A 15,840-nucleotide genomic window follows, 5' to 3' on the forward strand; every position below is an offset into this window, starting at 1 on the left:
GTCAAAATCCTGCAAAAGAAATTAAGTTGCTGCCGGTTGGGTTACGCGCGGATGGCGCGAGAATTCCATCATAGCCATTGGCTTTTGCCCAACTGCCGATTTGGTGCGTTTGTGTGTACTTGTTACCCGTAATGCTTTTGAGTGACACGCCCAATTGTTTGCGCACGTCGGCGCGCGTCAAGTCCAGCACGTTGTTGAGTTGCACCTTTTTGCTGACCAGGACGCGCGTCGACAGGTCGACGCCCCAATGCGAGACTTCGCCCAGCGCGGTCTTGCGTGAGTTGGCGCCATACACGCCGCCCAGACCTTTATCCGTATAGCGGTGTCGGGAGTCCACATTCCACTTGTGTGCCTGCCAGGTCGTGCCGATCCGTCCCGGTTCCTCGAAGCGGTAAACCGTACGGTTGACCTTGCGCCCCTTGGGTGGGCTTGAACATTTCATCAGGCCCAGTGGGTCGGCCCAGCTCAAGGGGTTGGGGGCATACTGGTAGAGGTTGAGACCGCCGGCCAGGCCAATCGGATCGGGTGTGGTGAAGCGCCCGATGTCCGGGTCGTAAAAGCGCAGCGTGTTGTAGTGCAGCCCGGTCTCGCGGTCCAGGTACTGGCCCTGGAAACGCAGGTTCTGCTCTTCGATGAAGTAAGGCTCGCGCACTTCCTCGACGGTAGTGCCCCATACCGCATGGCGCGCCTGCCAGACAGTATGGCCATCACTTTCAGTCAGCCGCTCCGGCAGGCCATTGATGTCGTTGTGGTAGTACCGAATTTTCTGCAGGTCACCCAGGCCATCCACGCGGGCCAGCGGTTCATAGCCTTCATCGGCGTAAAGATACAGGCTGGTTTGCTGGTTGCAGTGTTCCTGCAACAGTTGCAGGGCATCCCAAGTGAAACGAGTCTGGCTCAGTTGCACGCCGTTGCGGTCGCGGGTGGTTTTGGCGATGCGCCGGCCGAGCGGGTCGTAGGTCATCTCGACCACCGAGCCGTCGGCGTTGCGCACGTATGCCAGGCGCTGCTCGGCGTCATAGCTGAAGTGCTGCACGCCGCGTCGGGCGCTGTGTTTCTCGATGACCCGGCCGAAGCCGTCGTAGCGGTAGCGCTTGTCCTGGTAGGTCAACAAACGGTTGTTGGCGACGGGGCCGAAGCCGTCCAGCAGGTTGGCCGCCGGGTCATAGGCGAACGCCTCGCGCTGCCCCTGCAGGCTGTCCTGGCTGGCGAGGATGCGTCCGGTTGCATCGTAATGCAGGAGTTGGCGGTGTGTGCCGTCGGGCCGACTTTCCAAGCGCTCGACCAATTGGTCGCTGGCGTCATAACCGAACTGGGTCTGAGGCGCCGGTTGCAACCCCGCTTGGCCTCGCAGGCGGCGCTGGCGCGCACGCAGGCGGCCGCTGCGGTCGTATTCGCTGCGGGTGCTGATATGCCCCTGGGTTTGCAGGACTTCACGATGCAAGCGGTCGCGTTCGAAGTCGCTGATCACCACACCGTCCAGATTGATCTGGTGCAGGTGACCGCTGCCGTAGCGCAGGCGGTTGAGCCAGCGACCGTCGGGAAGCTGGGTCTGGACCAAATTGCCCAACTCGTCGTAGTGGTGCGCCAGGCTGCCGGCGGCCGTTTGCTCAAGAATCAGCTGGCCGAGGCGGTCGTAGCCAAAGCCGAGCTTTTGTTGCGCGCCGTCACGTCCGGTATAGGTGATGGCGGTGACTTGATCGAGTGCGTCGTACTGATAATCGGTGCGCCCGTCTGTCGTTTGTCTGGCGGTCAGGCGACCGCCGGCATCGCGCAGCAGATCATGCACGATGGGCGCCTCGGTCCCCGCCGCCGCAAGCGCCTGCACCTGGGTGACGTTATCCAGCGAGTCGTAAGCGTAACGCTTGAGGCTGCCGTCCAGGCGCTGTTCCTGGGTCAGTCGGTCGCCTGCGTCCCAGTCGAAGCGGTAACGTTCACCGTTTTCGTTGATCAGGCTTTGCAGGCGGCCGTAGGCATCATGGTGTAATTCCACGCGGCGACCATGGGCGTCTGTGCGCTGGCGTAACAGGCCGTTCGGCGCGTGCTCGAAGTGTGTCGTGTGCCCGGCCGGGTCGCTGTAGCCGATCACCTGTCCGCTGGCGTCGCGCTGATAGTGTTCGGTGCGGCCATCGGGCAATTGCTTGCTGACCAGGCGACCCTGGCTGTCATAAGCGAAAACGGTACGCTCGCCGAGGGCGTCGCTGCTGGTGTGCAACAGGCCGCGCTCGTCGTAGCGCAACTGGGTGCTGTAGCCCGAACAATCGGTGTGCTTGCTCAACTGTCCAAGCGGCGTCCATTGCAGGGTCTTGCGCTTGCCGGTGGCGTCGATGATTGCCACGACCTGGCCGTGGGCGTCGTGACGGTAGGTGGTCACGTGGCCCAGCGGATCAGTCTCGCTGATGCAGTTGCCTCTTGTGTCGTAGCGGTACTGCCAGGTGTTGCCCGCCGCATCGGTTTCCGCCAGCGGCAGCGCCCAATGCTCCAGCCACAAGGTCGACTCGCTGCGGCCCAGCGGGTCGAGCGTAACGCTCAGGTTGCCGGCCTCGTCGTAGGCAAACTGGTATTGCCCGCCGTTTGGATCGGTAGCACCCAGCAATTGGTTTTCAGTATTCCACTGAAACGCCCAGGTACGTCCCAGCCCATCGACAGACTCAATGATCTGGTGCGCTGCGTCCCAGCGGCGTGTGCTGGTGCGCTCAAGCCCGTCGGTGATGCGCGTGATACCGGCGTCCAAGTCATAGCTGAACTGGTAGGTGTCGCCCGCATCGGTCCAATGCCGCACCACGCGCCACTCGCGCTCGTCGACACATGCCCACTGGTAGAAGCAGCGCAAGCCGGTCGGCAGTTGGTGCTCGACCATGCGCTGCCCGGCGTCGTAAGCGAATCGGCGCTTCACCTGGTCGTCGGACTGGCGCACTGACGCCAGGTCACCACGGCTGTCATAGGTGTAATGCATCAGCACTTCGCGGCGCTGATCGGGGTACAGGCGCTCGATCCGGCTGACACGTTGCGGCCAGAGGGCGTCGTAGCTCAGTTCGGCGCGCACCAGGTCGAAGGTATCGCGCAGGCGCAGCAGGCGACCGCCGTCGTCGTAGTCGAGGTAGATGCGGTTGTCGTTGCGGTCCCCCAACTGGCTCAGGCGTAGCCATGTTGCGTCCTGTGGCGCGGGATCGAACAACCGGTAAAGGCCGTCCGCGCTCTCGATCAGCAGTTGGCCATTCAGGTGGCGCCGTACGCTGAGCCCTTCGCCGGCACTGAACACGGCGCCGCCCAACGGGATGGCCCCCATGTCGATGCGTCGGCCTTGTTCGTCGGTGTATAGCAACAACTCGCCACCGTCTGGGTGGGGCAGCCGTTGCACGCTGACTTCGTAACCGACGCTCCAGCCAGCACCGAACAGACCGTTACGGCGTTCGTCGCGGCTGTTGTAGAAGCGCTGCCAGTCGATGGGCATGATGCCGGGCAGGGCGAAATCCAGCTCTTCGGGGCCGCCGAGCACCTTCGCACCGGTGCTGGCATGCACAGGGTTGGATGAACCCATGGCCGCATTGGCCAGTGCCCCCATGGCCTGGCTGACCACGAACGAATTGACCCCGGCCAGCAGCATGCACGGCAAGTTACTCAGGAATTTGCCCTTGCCGCCCTTGAGCATCATCAAGGCCGTGACGGCCAGCCCGACCCCTGGCGTCTTGCCGCTGCGGATCTCGCGCACCACCACCGAGCCTCCGCCGATGGTCACATTCGGTGAAATCAGGCCGGACGACACCACGGTTGCATCACAGGTACTGCGGTCACCGCTGCGTACCGCGGGCTGGCCATTGATCGTGACTTTTTCCGAGCCTTCGGCCAGAAACTGCGGCGGCATCGGGGGGTGCTTGGTGCAGGTCACCAGGTCCAGCGGCTTGGGGACCGCGCCGGGCGCCGGGGTGGCCACCGTGGGGCGCCACATCTGGGCAAAAAAACCTTTGGCCATGTCCAGGTAGCCCGGCTCTTCGCTCGGCTCTTCGCCGGGCTCAGGCTCCGTCGTTTCGGTGCCGGATGGCTCAACGTGCGACGGCACGGCGCCCGCTGCGCGCGCTGCGGGAGTGGTGTTGATCAGGGTGTCTGTAGAACCACTGAGAATGGTCGCCATGACGGTGGGAGGGAACAGTGCATTGCCGATCCCCTCGCACATGTCACTCAAGCCTTTATCGGCTCCGGTCTTGCTCATGGCCACGCCGACGATCACCCCGACCACTGCCCCCAGCACGCACGCGCCAAGCCCGAAGGTGGCGACGGTAATACCGGTAGCCGCCACCACCGCCGCTGTCGCCAGCGCGGTAATCGCCACATTGGCCGCCACCTCCAGCACGCCGCCGAGGATGTCCGCCATGACCGAGGTGTGGGACAGCCCGTCGCCCAGGCGCGCAGCCCAGAGCAGCGCGTCAGACATGCAAAGGCTGCTTCACTGAGGCACGTCGAACACGAGTGAGCCCTTGATCGTCGCCCAGTGTGCGGCTTCGGCATCCCCCAGCGTGTCCGGCTTCACGTAACTCAAAGCCATCATCTTGCGCGTACCCGGCAGCACTAGCGCCAGCTGATATTGGAAGACCTTGTCATTGCCCTTGCTGAACTGGCTGCGCAGCTCGATAGCTTCCACCTCTTGGGCGGCGCCCAGACGCACGATAACGCTCGGCTGGCAGCGCAGATCCTGCACCTGTTTTTCCAGACGCTGGAGTTGGTCGTTGAAATTACTGTGCAGGGTTTCGCCTTCATTGAGAAGGCTGCGGCTGATGATCAGGGAAGTGCCCAATTCGGGGAACTTGAGGATGTTGATCGTCGCATCCTGCAGCTCACCGGCAGGCAGTTGAAACTGGAATTCGTTGATTCGGTACGTCATGGAAAACGGGTCTCGTCAGGAGCTTTTGGGCGCGGGGAAAATGGCTTTGATATTGGCGTCGATGCTTTTTTTGATGCCCTGGCCATCGGGTTGGGCGTCGGGGCCCTGACCGTTGTTCAGGTGCAGCACACCTTTGGTGTTGAACTGGGCGTCGCCGCTGGCATAGAAGCTGATATTCACGCCGGTGAGGTTGATCTGCCCGCTGGCATTCAACTCCAGAATGCTTTCACCGCAGACCAGGCGCAGGTTTTCGCCCACCTCGATGACGTAGCTCTGGCTAATGCTGTCGGTCTTGCGCTGGCCCACCAAGAGCACGTCCTCCTGTTTGACGATGCGCGTACGGTTATTACCGATGGTCACCGTCTCGTTGTGGCCGATGCTCTTGTTGCGGTCATGCCCAACGGAGTGGCTTTCATCCACCTCCACCACGATGTCCTGGTTACGCTCGGCATGGATATACAACTGCTCCAGCCCCTTCTTGTCCTCCATGCGGATTTCGTTGAAGTTGGCCGGCGTGCCGCCCTTGCTCGAGCGGCTTTTCATGCCGCTCTGGGTCGCGTTTTCCGGCAGGTCGTAGGGCACGGTCTGCTCGGCGTTGTACACGCGCCCGGTGATGATCGGCCGGTCCGGGTCACCTTCCAGAAAACTCACAATCACTTCCTGGCCGATGCGGGGGATCTGCATCGAGCCCCAGTTCTTGCCGGCCCAGGATTGCGACACGCGGATCCAGCATGAGCTGTTTTCGTTGGATTGGTCGTGACGGTCCCAGTAGAAATGCACCTTCACGCGGCCATATTGGTCGGTCCAGATTTCCTCGCCTTTGGGGCCCACCACCAGTGCGGTCTGCGGGCCTTTGACGATGGGCCGGTAGGTGCTGGCCAGCGGCCTGAAGCTTTGCTGGGCGTCGATGCAGGTGAGGGTGCTTTCGAACTGTGCCGAACCGGAACCGCCGCCGCTTTCCAGGCTTTCCTGGGTGATGTAGTAGCGAATGCCGACGATCAGGTATTCGCGGTTCTGGTCCTGGCGGCTGAAGCCGGTGAGGCTGAACAGATGGCCCGATCCCAGCCCCCGCGCATTGCCGCTGAAATTGATCTGCTCATGCAGGGCCTGCAGCGCTTCGATGCGGGTGCGTGCGTAGTGTTCGCCGTCTGCGCTTTGCACGTAGGTGCCGGGGTAGTCGTACAGCGGGTAGTCGCCCGCGCTGTGCGGGCGCGGCATGGCCGAGCGCACGTCGATGCTCGCGCTGGGGCGCTGAAAGTCGTAGTCGTTAAGCTCCAGCGAACCCGGCTGTACTTCCTGCGCCAGGTGCCAGTCGTGCATATGGTCGCGTTCGCGCTGCTGCTCGTCCTTGGGGTAGTACGGGATCGACGCGTAGCCCGGCACCGTGGTGTGGGCGCCGTAGGCGTCGGCCAGCACCAGCACATGGCGGTCCTGCTCGTGGCGGAAGAAGTAGTAGATGCCTTCCTGTTCCATCAAGCGGCTGACGAAATCGAAGCTGGTTTCGCGGTACTGCACGCAGTATTCCCACTCGCGGTACGGCCGGCTCAGGGCGTCTTCGAAATCCGAGAAACCGAGGTCGCGGAACACCTGCTTGATGATCTGCGGGATGCTCAGGTTCTGGAAAATCCGGCAGTCCGAGGTGCGGCTCAGCAGCCACAGCCATGGGCGCAGCGTCACCTGATAACTGGCGAACTGGCCCTTGTCGATGCTCTGGCTGCACTGCGCGACGATGCCGTGAAAGTGCCGCTCGCCACCGTCAGCCAGTTGCACGCCCACGCTCATCGGCTTGCCGAGCAACTGGTTGAGGTCGATGTTGGCGTCCAGCGACGTCAGTTGCAGCTCATAGGTGAACAGCCGCCCCAACTCTTCACCGCCACCCATGTGATTGAGCAGCAGCACGTCCGGCCCGAGGGGGCTGGTGATCTTGGCCAGGCGTGAGGCTTGGTTAAAAAGCATCGGGCGTCTCGTTAATGACTAAATGACTGAAGAAACCGATTCAAATGTGGGAGGGGGCTTGCCCCCGATGGCGGTGAATCAGCCACCTGATGCATCAGCTGACACACAGCTATCGGGGGCAAGCCCCCTCCCACATTTTGATTGTGTTTCGCCAGGTTATTCGGCGTCGCTGAAGTCGTAGTGCAATTCATTATCCCGGCTGCTGATGCGCACACCCGCCAACGCCTTGCCTTCGAGCATGCGCGTGAGGAATTCACGGCTCATGTCCGGCAGCAGGCTGTTGGTCAGAATGGTGTCGATCATGCGTCCGCCGCTTTCGGTTTCGGTGCAGCGCGAGACGATCAGGTCGACCACCGCGTCGTCGTAATCGAAGGCGACTTTGTGGGTGTTCTCCACGCGCTTTTTGATGCGGTTGAGTTGCAGGCGGGTGATCGCCTTGAGCATCTCGTCGCTCAGCGGGTAGTACGGGATGGTCACCAAACGGCCGAGCAGCGCCGGCGGGAAAATCTCCAGCAGCGGCTGGCGCAGGGCCTTGGCGATTTCCTCAGGCTCGGGAATGTTCGCCGGGTCTTTGCACACGCGGGAAATCAGCTCGGTACCGGCGTTGGTGGTCAGCAGGATCAGGGTGTTCTTGAAGTCGATCACGCGGCCTTCGCCGTCTTCCATCACGCCTTTGTCGAACACTTGGAAGAAGATCTCGTGTACGTCCGGGTGGGCTTTTTCCACCTCGTCCAGCAGCACCACGCTGTAGGGTTTGCGCCGCACGGCTTCGGTCAGCACGCCGCCTTCGCCGTAGCCGATATAGCCTGGAGGCGCGCCCTTGAGGGTCGATACCGTGTGGGCTTCCTGGAATTCGCTCATGTTGATGGTGATCACATTCTGCTCACCGCCGTACATGGCTTCAGCCAGCGCCAAGGCGGTTTCGGTCTTGCCCACGCCCGAGGTGCCGGCCAGCATGAACACGCCAATCGGCTTGCTCGGGTTGTCGAGGCCGGCGCGGGAGGTCTGGATGCGCTTGGCGATCATCTGCAGGGCGTGGTCCTGGCCGATGATGCGTTTTTTCAAGTGCTGGTCGAGGTTGAGTACGGTCTCCAGCTCGTTGCGCGCCATGCGGCCCACCGGGATGCCGGTCCAGTCAGCGACCACCGAGGCCACGGCCTGGTAATCCACGGTCGGCAGGATCAGCGGGGTTTCGCCTTGCAGCGCGGTGAGGCGCTGTTGCAGCTCGACCAGTTGCGCGCGCAGTTCGTCGTTGCCGCTGTCCACCACACCGGCTTTTTCACGCAACGTTGCACGGGTCGCGAGCAGCTCGTCCACCAGCGCTTTCTCTTCGGCCCAGCGGCTTTCCAGGCTGGCCAGGCGCTCGCGCTCGGTGCTCAGCAAGGCTTCGCTGTTGCTCTGACGCGCACCAATGTCGATGCCGATGGCATGCTCGCGGGCGATGATTTGCAACTCGGTTTCCAGCGCTTCGATACGGCGGCGGCTGTCGTCCACTTCGGCTGGCACGGCGTGCAGGCTGATGGCGACGCGGGCGCAGGCGGTGTCCAACAGGCTCACGGATTTGTCCGGCAACTGGCGCGCCGGAATGTAGCGGTGCGACAGCTTTACCGAAGCTTCCAGGGCTTCGTCGAGGATCTGCACCTGGTGGTGTTTTTCCATGGTCGAGGCCACGCCGCGCATCATCAGCAGCGCCTTGTCTTCCGACGGCTCTGCCACCTGCACGACCTGGAAGCGGCGCGTCAGCGCCGGGTCTTTCTCGATATGTTTTTTGTACTCGGCCCAGGTCGTGGCCGCCACGGTGCGCAAGGTGCCACGCGCCAGCGCAGGCTTGAGCAGGTTGGCGGCGTCACCGGTCCCGGCGGCGCCACCGGCACCCACCAGGGTGTGGGCTTCGTCGATAAACAGAATGATCGGCTTGGGTGAGGCCTGCACGTCTTCGATGACTTGGCGCAGGCGCTGTTCGAACTCACCTTTCATGCTCGCGCCGGCTTGCAGCAGGCCCACGTCGAGGCTGCGCAGCTCCACGTCTTTCAAGGCGGGCGGCACGTCACCGGCAACGATGCGCAAGGCGAAGCCTTCGACCACGGCGGTCTTGCCCACCCCGGCTTCACCCGTGAGGATCGGGTTGTTCTGGCGGCGGCGCATGAGGATGTCGACCAACTGGCGGATCTCTTCATCGCGCCCCACGATGGGGTCGAGCTTGCCGCTGCGCGCTTGTTCGGTCAGGTCCACAGTGAAGCGCTTGAGGGCCTCCTGCTTGCCCATCGCGCTCGGTGCCATGGCGCCGCTGGCTTCACCGGGCACCGCACCGGCGTTGAAACCGTCGCTGGCGCTGAGGGCGTTTTCTGGCGAGTCGCCGACATATTCGTCAAAACGTTCGCTCAAGGCTTCGGCCTTGATCTTGTCGAATTCGGACGACAAGCCCAGCAGCGCATGGCGCAGGCTCGGCGTCTTGAGAATGCCGAGCACCAGGTAGCCGGTACGCACCTGGCTTTCACCGAACATCAGGCTGCCGTAGACCCAGCCGCGCTCCACGGCTTCTTCCACATGGGAGGACAGGTCAGTGATCGATGTGGAGCCGCGTGGCAGGCGGTCGAGGGCCTCGGTCAGGTCACGCGCCAGGCGCGCCGGCTCGACGTTGAACTGACGGATGATGCGGTGCAGGTCCGAGTCCTGCAGTTGCAGCAACTGGTGAAACCAGTGGGCCAATTCCACATACGGGTTGCCCCGCAGCTTGCAGAACACGGTAGCGGCTTCGATGGCTTTGTAGGCCACGCTGTTGAGTTTGCCGAACAGTGCGGCGCGACTGATTTCACCCATGCTCTGGATTCCTTGAGGTGGTGGCGTGATCGGCGTAATGCCGGGCCAGGATTAGGTCGTCGGCATCGGCCGCAGGGCGGCCGAGCCAGGTGTTGAAGCCCAGACGGAACTGGCCGTTGAGTTGCAGCTTGGGCACTTCAGGTTGTTGCAGAACCAGGTTCAAATCCCAGTCCAATTCATGGCCCAGGTACTCGGCCACCCACGCCACCAGCTCGTTGAACGGCTGATGGCTGGGCAGCATGCCCATGTAGTCATCGAGTGTGAGCGGGCCTAAGCGGATGCGGAATTTATGCTGGCGGTCCCACACGTGGCTGCCGAGGCAGAAGTCCACGCCCAGCTGGTTGGCGCTGACGCCCACGCGGCTGCGCTCGGGCAGTTCCAGCCATTGGCCGACGTATTCTTCGATCTCGACCGGCAGGCCGAAGTACTCGCCGAGGATGGCTTTCAAGCCGTCCGGGTAGCGGGTTTGCGCCGACAGGTGGCCGCTGTAATGCAGCTTTGCGGTGTCCGGGATCAGGCCTTGGTTGAGCAGGCTCGGCATGCCCCGGCCACTCAAGGCGGCGAGGCGCGCGGACCAGTAGTCGTCGTCCGGGCGGTCGTGGCTGACCGTCGGCCGCGCTTCTGCCCAGGCCCGGTAGAACAAGCTCAGCAGGCGGTGATGAAAGACATCGAGGAACTGCTTGCTGGTGCTGTCGGCGTTGTTGCGCTGGCGTTCGCGCACGTACTCGGTGATGTGCAGCGGCAGCGGGCCGTTGGGGCCGCCAAGGCCGAAGAAGAACTGCTCGAGCCGCGCCGGTTTGCCGTCGCCACCGGGGGCGACCGAGGCCAGGGTGGCCGGGGCGAAGGTGCAATCGGCCTGCTGCCCGAGGCGCAACGGGTCATCCGCCAGGCGCAGGGAATGGCCCAGGCGCGGCAGGTTCGGCGATTCGCACTCGATACGTCGCAGCGCCTGGAAGAAGTCATATTCCCAGGGCTCCTGATGCATCGCATCCAGGGTACTCACAGGGTCGGACGCCGCCCGGGCTTGGCTTTCCATCGCATGATCTCGCCGCGTTCGGTGGTACGGATCACCGTCTCGGTAAAGCTGTTGATCGACACATAACGTGCCAGGAAGCGTTCCAGCACCGCACCGAGCAGGAACACGCCGGTGCCGCGAAACGCGTTTTCATCGAATTCCAGGGTGATTTCCAGGCCGCGCCCAAACACGATCGGGCCGGGCATCGGTAAGCGCCGGGTCACCGCTTTGCTGCTGACGTCGCGCAGGCCTTCGATCTGCAATTGCAGGGCGGCGTCGTTGCTGTCGCCGTACAGGCGCAGCAGTTCACGCAAGGCAGCGGCGCCCTGGCCCTGTTCGCTCAGCGACAGGTAGTTGAGTGACAGCTGGCTGATCAGGCGCCAGGCCTTGGCGTCGTGGGCATGGCTGGCGCGCGGGCGGCTCGGGCCGGCCACGCAGCGCACCGCCAATACTGGCGCGCTGTCGGCCAGGGTGAAGTCGGTCTTGCCGTTGCCCACGCTCATGAACAGCGGCAGGTCGCGGTTGGTGCATAGCGCGGTCACGCCGAGTTGGCGCAGGTCATGGCCGTAGGGCGCCTGGCGGCTGTCCACCAGGCTGACGAAGGTTTCGCTGCCCACGTACGTGGAGCGCGGGCCGTTGCGGCGCTGGTCGCTGGACAGCACGCGTGGCTCGCGGCGCACCGTGTAATAGGCTTGGTCGCGGCCGTAGCGGGACGGGTCGCGCACTGCATAGAACGGCAAGAACGGCTGCTCCGGCCCGGTGCCGTGGCCGGTGATACCGCTCAGCGAATGAATCTCGAAATCCATCGGCCGCGTGCGGTCGGCGATCACATGGTGTTCGTTGACCCGGTCGGACAAGTGGATACGGTCCACGCGCTTGGGGAACAGGTTGATCGCCGGGGTACAGAACGGCAAAAACTGCGCCGCGCCGACGCTGCCTTCCAGGCTCGGCTCGTGGCGGTCGAACAACACGATCAGCTCCAGCTCCTGGCCGTCGCAGCGCTTGACCGCGCGGCTCAGTTCGGCGAATTCGACGAACAGGTAGCGGTGGGGCAGAGCGAAGTATTCCTGCAACAGGCGGTAGCCCTGGAAGGCGCGCGCCACCACCGGCATGGCGGCGTCGGCATCGTCAAAACCACGGGAGCGCAGCGCGTCCTGCGGCAGGCGTTCGACCCAGTCACCGCCGGGCTTGCGTGCAAACACCGCGCAGGCGTTGCCCAACAGCTGCTCGTATAGGCGGAACGGTTGCTCGTCGGCACCACTGAGGTACAGCGGCAGGTTGTCCAGGTCGAGGCGGTTGAACGGCAGCTCGGCACCGGTGCGCAGGGTCAGGCGCAAACCGGCCTTGGCCTTGGGCTCGCTGGCGGCCAGGCGGCCGAGCACGGCGGCGGGGTTGCCGAAATACTCAGCCCCGCTGACTTGCAGCGGCCACAGCGTCACCGGGTGGGCGGTGCGGTACTCGCAGCAGGTCTGGGTTTCGCGGCCCAGGGCGGCGCGCAATACCGTATCGCGCGGCAGCGGGAAACCGCTGGCCAGGGAGCCTTCGTCGGGGTCGGTCTGCAATTGCACCACGGTCATCGACGGCGTCGGCGCCAGGTAGTGCGGGTAGGCGATTTCCAGCAGGTTGTGGGTGAAGGTCGGGTACTCGGCGTCGAGCTTGAGTTGCACGCGGGCGGTGAGGTAGGCAAACCCTTCAAGCAAGCGTTCGACGTACGGGTCGGCGCAGTCCATACCGGACAGGGTCAGCCGACTGGCGATCTTGGGGTATTCCTTGGCGAACTCGGCGGCGCTTTCGCGCACGTGGTGCAGTTCCTGGTTGTACAGCTCCAGCAGGCGCGGGTTCATGGGCGTCTCCGCTGATCGGCGTTGACCACACGCACATGGCCGGATTCCAGGTCGAGGTCGGTTTGCAGCAACAGGCGCAACGGCACCGGCTGCGCCCACAGGTCACCTTCAATCTCGAAACTCAGGGCGTTGTGGTTCATCTCGCCATGGCCGACACGGGCTTTGACCCGCAGTGTGTGGCGCAAAATGCGCGGTTCAAAGGTGGCGATGGCCTGGTAGATCAGGGCTTCGAACGCTTTGATATCCACGCTGGAAACGCTGTTGCCCGCCAGCGCCGGCAGGCCGTAGTTGACCACCGACGTACCGGCCGGGGTGTGCAACGTGGCATCGGCATCCAGCAACGACGTGGTGTTGAGCAGCCACGCCAGGTCGCGCAGTACCGAGGCTTTTAATTGGGTCAGGGACAGCACGCGTTTGTCGGCGCTTTCCTTGGGGTTGGTTGGGTCGTCGTCGGTCAACCGGTCCAGCAGGGACGGTTGCAGACGGTCGCGGGAAGCGATTTCAGTTACCACCAAAGCAGCTCCACGGACGGGTTGTGAGAGGAATAAGGGACGTGCAGCCGCCGCCCGAGGCAGCGGCTACAAGGGGCAATCAGCGTTTGGTGTTGGAACGGATGTTCCAGCCGAACTTGATCGCGCCGCCGTCTTTGGTGCCGTCGGCTTTCTGCGGCTGGTAGTCGACCATCACTTGGGCAAAGTTCAGGGTGACGTTTTCGGTCAGGCGATCATCGCTGCCCGAACCGCCGGTGCTCAGGGACGTGACCAGCACTTCTTCCAGGTTGATCACCATGTACTCGACCTGGCTTTCGCCACCGGCCTTGCGCACGGTGAGCTTGACCTTGTCGATGTGCTTGCCGCTGGCGCAGTGCATCATCAGGTTCGGCGAGGCCTTGTCGACGTATTTGGTCAGCGACAGGTCCTGGATATTCACCTTGCCCGCACCGCCGCCACCGCCCACGTGCATGTTGCCGGACTGGGCCATGCCCCAGCTCCAGTTCAGCACGTCGATTTCGTCCTTGTGGGCCTTGTCCATGGACTCGCCCTTGATGTCGCCGATCTTGATGAAAATATCAACAGCCATGTTTTCTCCCTGTGTGGCGCTTGCCACTCGATATGGTTTGTGTGGGCGTCCGCTTGTGTGGGAGCGGGCTTGCTCGCGAAAGCGGTGTATCAGCCTAAGATGTTTCGACTGACCCACCGTATTCGCGAGCAAGCCCGCTCCCACACAAGCCCCCTCCCACAGAAGAGCTAGCTCATCCGAGGTTTAGGCGCTTTTGGCCGAAGGCAGCTTCGATACCAGGCGCAGCGACACGGTCAGCCCTTCGAGCTGGTAGTGCGGGCGCAGGTAGAACTTGGAGTTGTAGTACCCCGGGTTGCCTTCGACGTCTTCCACGATCACTTCGGCGGCCGCCAACGGGTGCTGGGCCTTGGTGGTTTCGGTGGAGTGCGCCGGGTCGCCGTCGACGTAGTTGAGGATCCAGTCCTGCAACCAGCGCTGCATCTCGTCCTTCTCTTTGAAGGAACCGATCTTGTCGCGCACGATGCACTTCAAGTAGTGGGCGAAACGGCAGGTGGCGAACAGGTACGGCAGGCGTGCGGCCAGGTTGGCGTTGGCGGTGGCGTCCGGGTCGTCGTATTCGGCCGGTTTTTGCAGCGACTGCGCGCCAATGAACGCGGCGAAGTCGGTGTTTTTCTTGTGCAGCAGCGGCATGAAACCGTTCTTCGCCAGCTCCGCTTCACGGCGGTCGCTGATGGCGATTTCGGTCGGGCACTTCATGTCCACGCCACCGTCATCGGTTGGGAACGTGTGGGCCGGCAGGTTTTCCACTTCACCGCCGGACTCCACGCCACGGATGCGCGAGCACCAGCCGTAGTGTTTGAACGAACGGTTGATGTTCACCGCCATCGCGTAGGCAGCGTTGGCCCAGGTGTACTTGGAGCTGTCGGCGCCGTCGGTGTTTTCTTCGAAGGCGAAGGCTTCCACCGGGTCGGTCTTGGCGCCATACGGCAGGCGCGCCAGGAAGCGCGGCATGGTCAGGCCGATGTAGCGCGAGTCTTCCGATTCACGCAGCGAGCGCCAGCCGGCGTATTCCGGGGTGGTGAAAATCTTGGTCAGGTCGCGCGGGTTCGACAGTTCTTGCCACGAGCCCATGCCCATCACCGTTGGCGATGCGGCAGCGATGAACGGGGCGTGCATGGCGGCGCAGACTTTCGACAGCTCGCCCAGCAGTTCCACGTCGGGAGGCGACTGGTCGAAGTAGTAATCGCCTACGAGGCAACCATAAGGTTCGCCGCCGAACTGGCCGTATTCTTCTTCGTACATCTTCTTGAAGATCGGGCTCTGGTCCCACGCGGTGCCCTTGAATTTCTTCAGGGTCTTGTGCAGGTCCGGCTTGGAGATGTTGAGCACGCGGATCTTGAGCTGCTCATCGCTCTCGGTGTTATTGACCAGGTAGTGCAGGCCGCGCCAGGCGCTTTCCAGCTGCTGGAAATCCTGGTGGTGGATGATCTGGTTGACCTGGGCGGTCAGCTTGGCGTCGATGGCGGCGATGATCGATTCGATCGACTTGATCGCGTCGTTGGACACCAGGTCGGTTTGCGCCAAGGCCTGTTCGGCCAGGGTGCGTACGGCGGTTTCCACGGCTTCGCGGGCGCGCTCGGTCTTGGGTTTGAATTCTTGCAGCAGCAGGTTCGCGAACTCGCTGGCTTCTTCAGTGTGGGTACCCAGGATCTGGGTGCCTTCGCGGGCGGTATTGTCGGTCATGATTACTGGTCCCCTGCAGGCTTGGGCGCGCTGGCAAGTGCCTGAAGCAGTGCCGGGTCCTTGATCGCCTTCATGATGATTTCTTCAGCGCCGGTCTTGCCGTCCATGTAGGTCAGCAGGTTGGCCAGCTGGGTGCGGGCTTCGAGCAGTTGGTTCAGCGAGTCGACCTTGCGGGCCACGGCGGCCGGGCTGAAGTCGTCCATGCTTTCGAAGGTGATGTCCAGGCTCAAGTTGCCTTCGCCGGTCAGCTCGTTGGGGACGTGAAACGCCACGCGCGGCTGCATGGCCTTGAGGCGTGAGTCGAAGTTGTCGACGTCCACTTCAAGGAATTTGCGGTCGGCCACCGGTGCCAGAGGTTCGGCAGGCTTGCCGGCGAGGTCGGCCATCACACCCATCACGAAGGGCAGCTGGACCTTTTTCTCGGCGCCGTAAAGCTCGACGTCGTACTCGATCTGCACTCGAGGCGCGCGGTTGCGCGCGATGAATTTCTGAGAACTTTGCTTCGCCACGTTGCTGCTCCTGGTCGCTTGAGCGACGGTGTTGTTACTGCATGGCCTGGCGGT

10 protein-coding genes are annotated in these 15,840 nt (G+C 63.1%); all 10 read right to left on the reverse strand.

What is annotated here, in order from left to right; genetic code table 11:
• Nucleotide 1 precedes the first annotated feature (1 nt).
• Complete coding sequence (locus GIW02_RS04205; protein ID WP_236410446.1) at nt 2–4,432, reverse strand: RHS repeat-associated core domain-containing protein; 4,431 nt, start codon at nt 4,430–4,432, stop codon at nt 2–4.
• 12 nt (nt 4,433–4,444) lie between these two features.
• Nucleotides 4,445–4,879, reverse strand: coding sequence for a DcrB-related protein (locus GIW02_RS04210; RefSeq protein WP_236410445.1), 435 nt, complete (start codon nt 4,877–4,879; stop codon nt 4,445–4,447).
• A 15-nt stretch (nt 4,880–4,894) separates the two neighbouring features.
• Nucleotides 4,895–6,835, reverse strand: coding sequence for a type VI secretion system Vgr family protein (locus GIW02_RS04215; protein ID WP_236410444.1), 1,941 nt, complete (start codon nt 6,833–6,835; stop codon nt 4,895–4,897).
• A gap of 156 nt (nt 6,836–6,991) precedes the next feature.
• Complete coding sequence (tssH, locus tag GIW02_RS04220) at nt 6,992–9,655, reverse strand: type VI secretion system ATPase TssH (protein WP_236410443.1); 2,664 nt, start codon at nt 9,653–9,655, stop codon at nt 6,992–6,994.
• The gene (gene tssG / locus GIW02_RS04225; RefSeq protein ID WP_236410442.1) at nt 9,648–10,691 is read right to left on the reverse strand and encodes a type VI secretion system baseplate subunit TssG; all 1,044 of its coding nucleotides are present in this window, start codon (nt 10,689–10,691) and stop codon (nt 9,648–9,650) included. Before tssG ends, tssH begins: the two co-directional genes overlap by 8 nt.
• A complete protein-coding gene (gene tssF / locus GIW02_RS04230) occupies nt 10,655–12,514 on the reverse strand; it encodes a type VI secretion system baseplate subunit TssF (RefSeq protein ID WP_236410441.1) in 1,860 nt (619 codons plus the stop codon). The genes tssG and tssF overlap by 37 nt, the downstream gene beginning before the upstream one ends.
• Nucleotides 12,511–13,026, reverse strand: coding sequence for a type VI secretion system baseplate subunit TssE (gene tssE / locus GIW02_RS04235; protein ID WP_236410440.1), 516 nt, complete (start codon nt 13,024–13,026; stop codon nt 12,511–12,513). Before tssE ends, tssF begins: the two co-directional genes overlap by 4 nt.
• 79 nt (nt 13,027–13,105) lie before the next feature.
• Nucleotides 13,106–13,594: an Hcp family type VI secretion system effector gene (locus tag GIW02_RS04240; protein ID WP_017735732.1), complete on the reverse strand. Its 489-nt coding sequence runs from the start codon at nt 13,592–13,594 to the stop codon at nt 13,106–13,108.
• Between the two features lie 183 nt (nt 13,595–13,777).
• Nucleotides 13,778–15,277, reverse strand: a complete 1,500-nt coding sequence (gene tssC / locus GIW02_RS04245; RefSeq protein WP_236410439.1) for a type VI secretion system contractile sheath large subunit — start codon at nt 15,275–15,277, stop codon at nt 13,778–13,780.
• Nucleotides 15,278–15,279: 2 nt separating this feature from the next.
• On the reverse strand, nt 15,280–15,786 hold the full coding sequence (gene tssB, locus GIW02_RS04250) for a type VI secretion system contractile sheath small subunit (RefSeq protein ID WP_010207547.1): 507 nt from the start codon (nt 15,784–15,786) through the stop codon (nt 15,280–15,282).
• Nucleotides 15,787–15,840: the final 54 nt, after the last annotated feature.

The organism is Pseudomonas syringae (genome assembly GCF_021606685.1).
GTDB lineage: Bacteria > Pseudomonadota > Gammaproteobacteria > Pseudomonadales > Pseudomonadaceae > Aquipseudomonas > Aquipseudomonas syringae_R.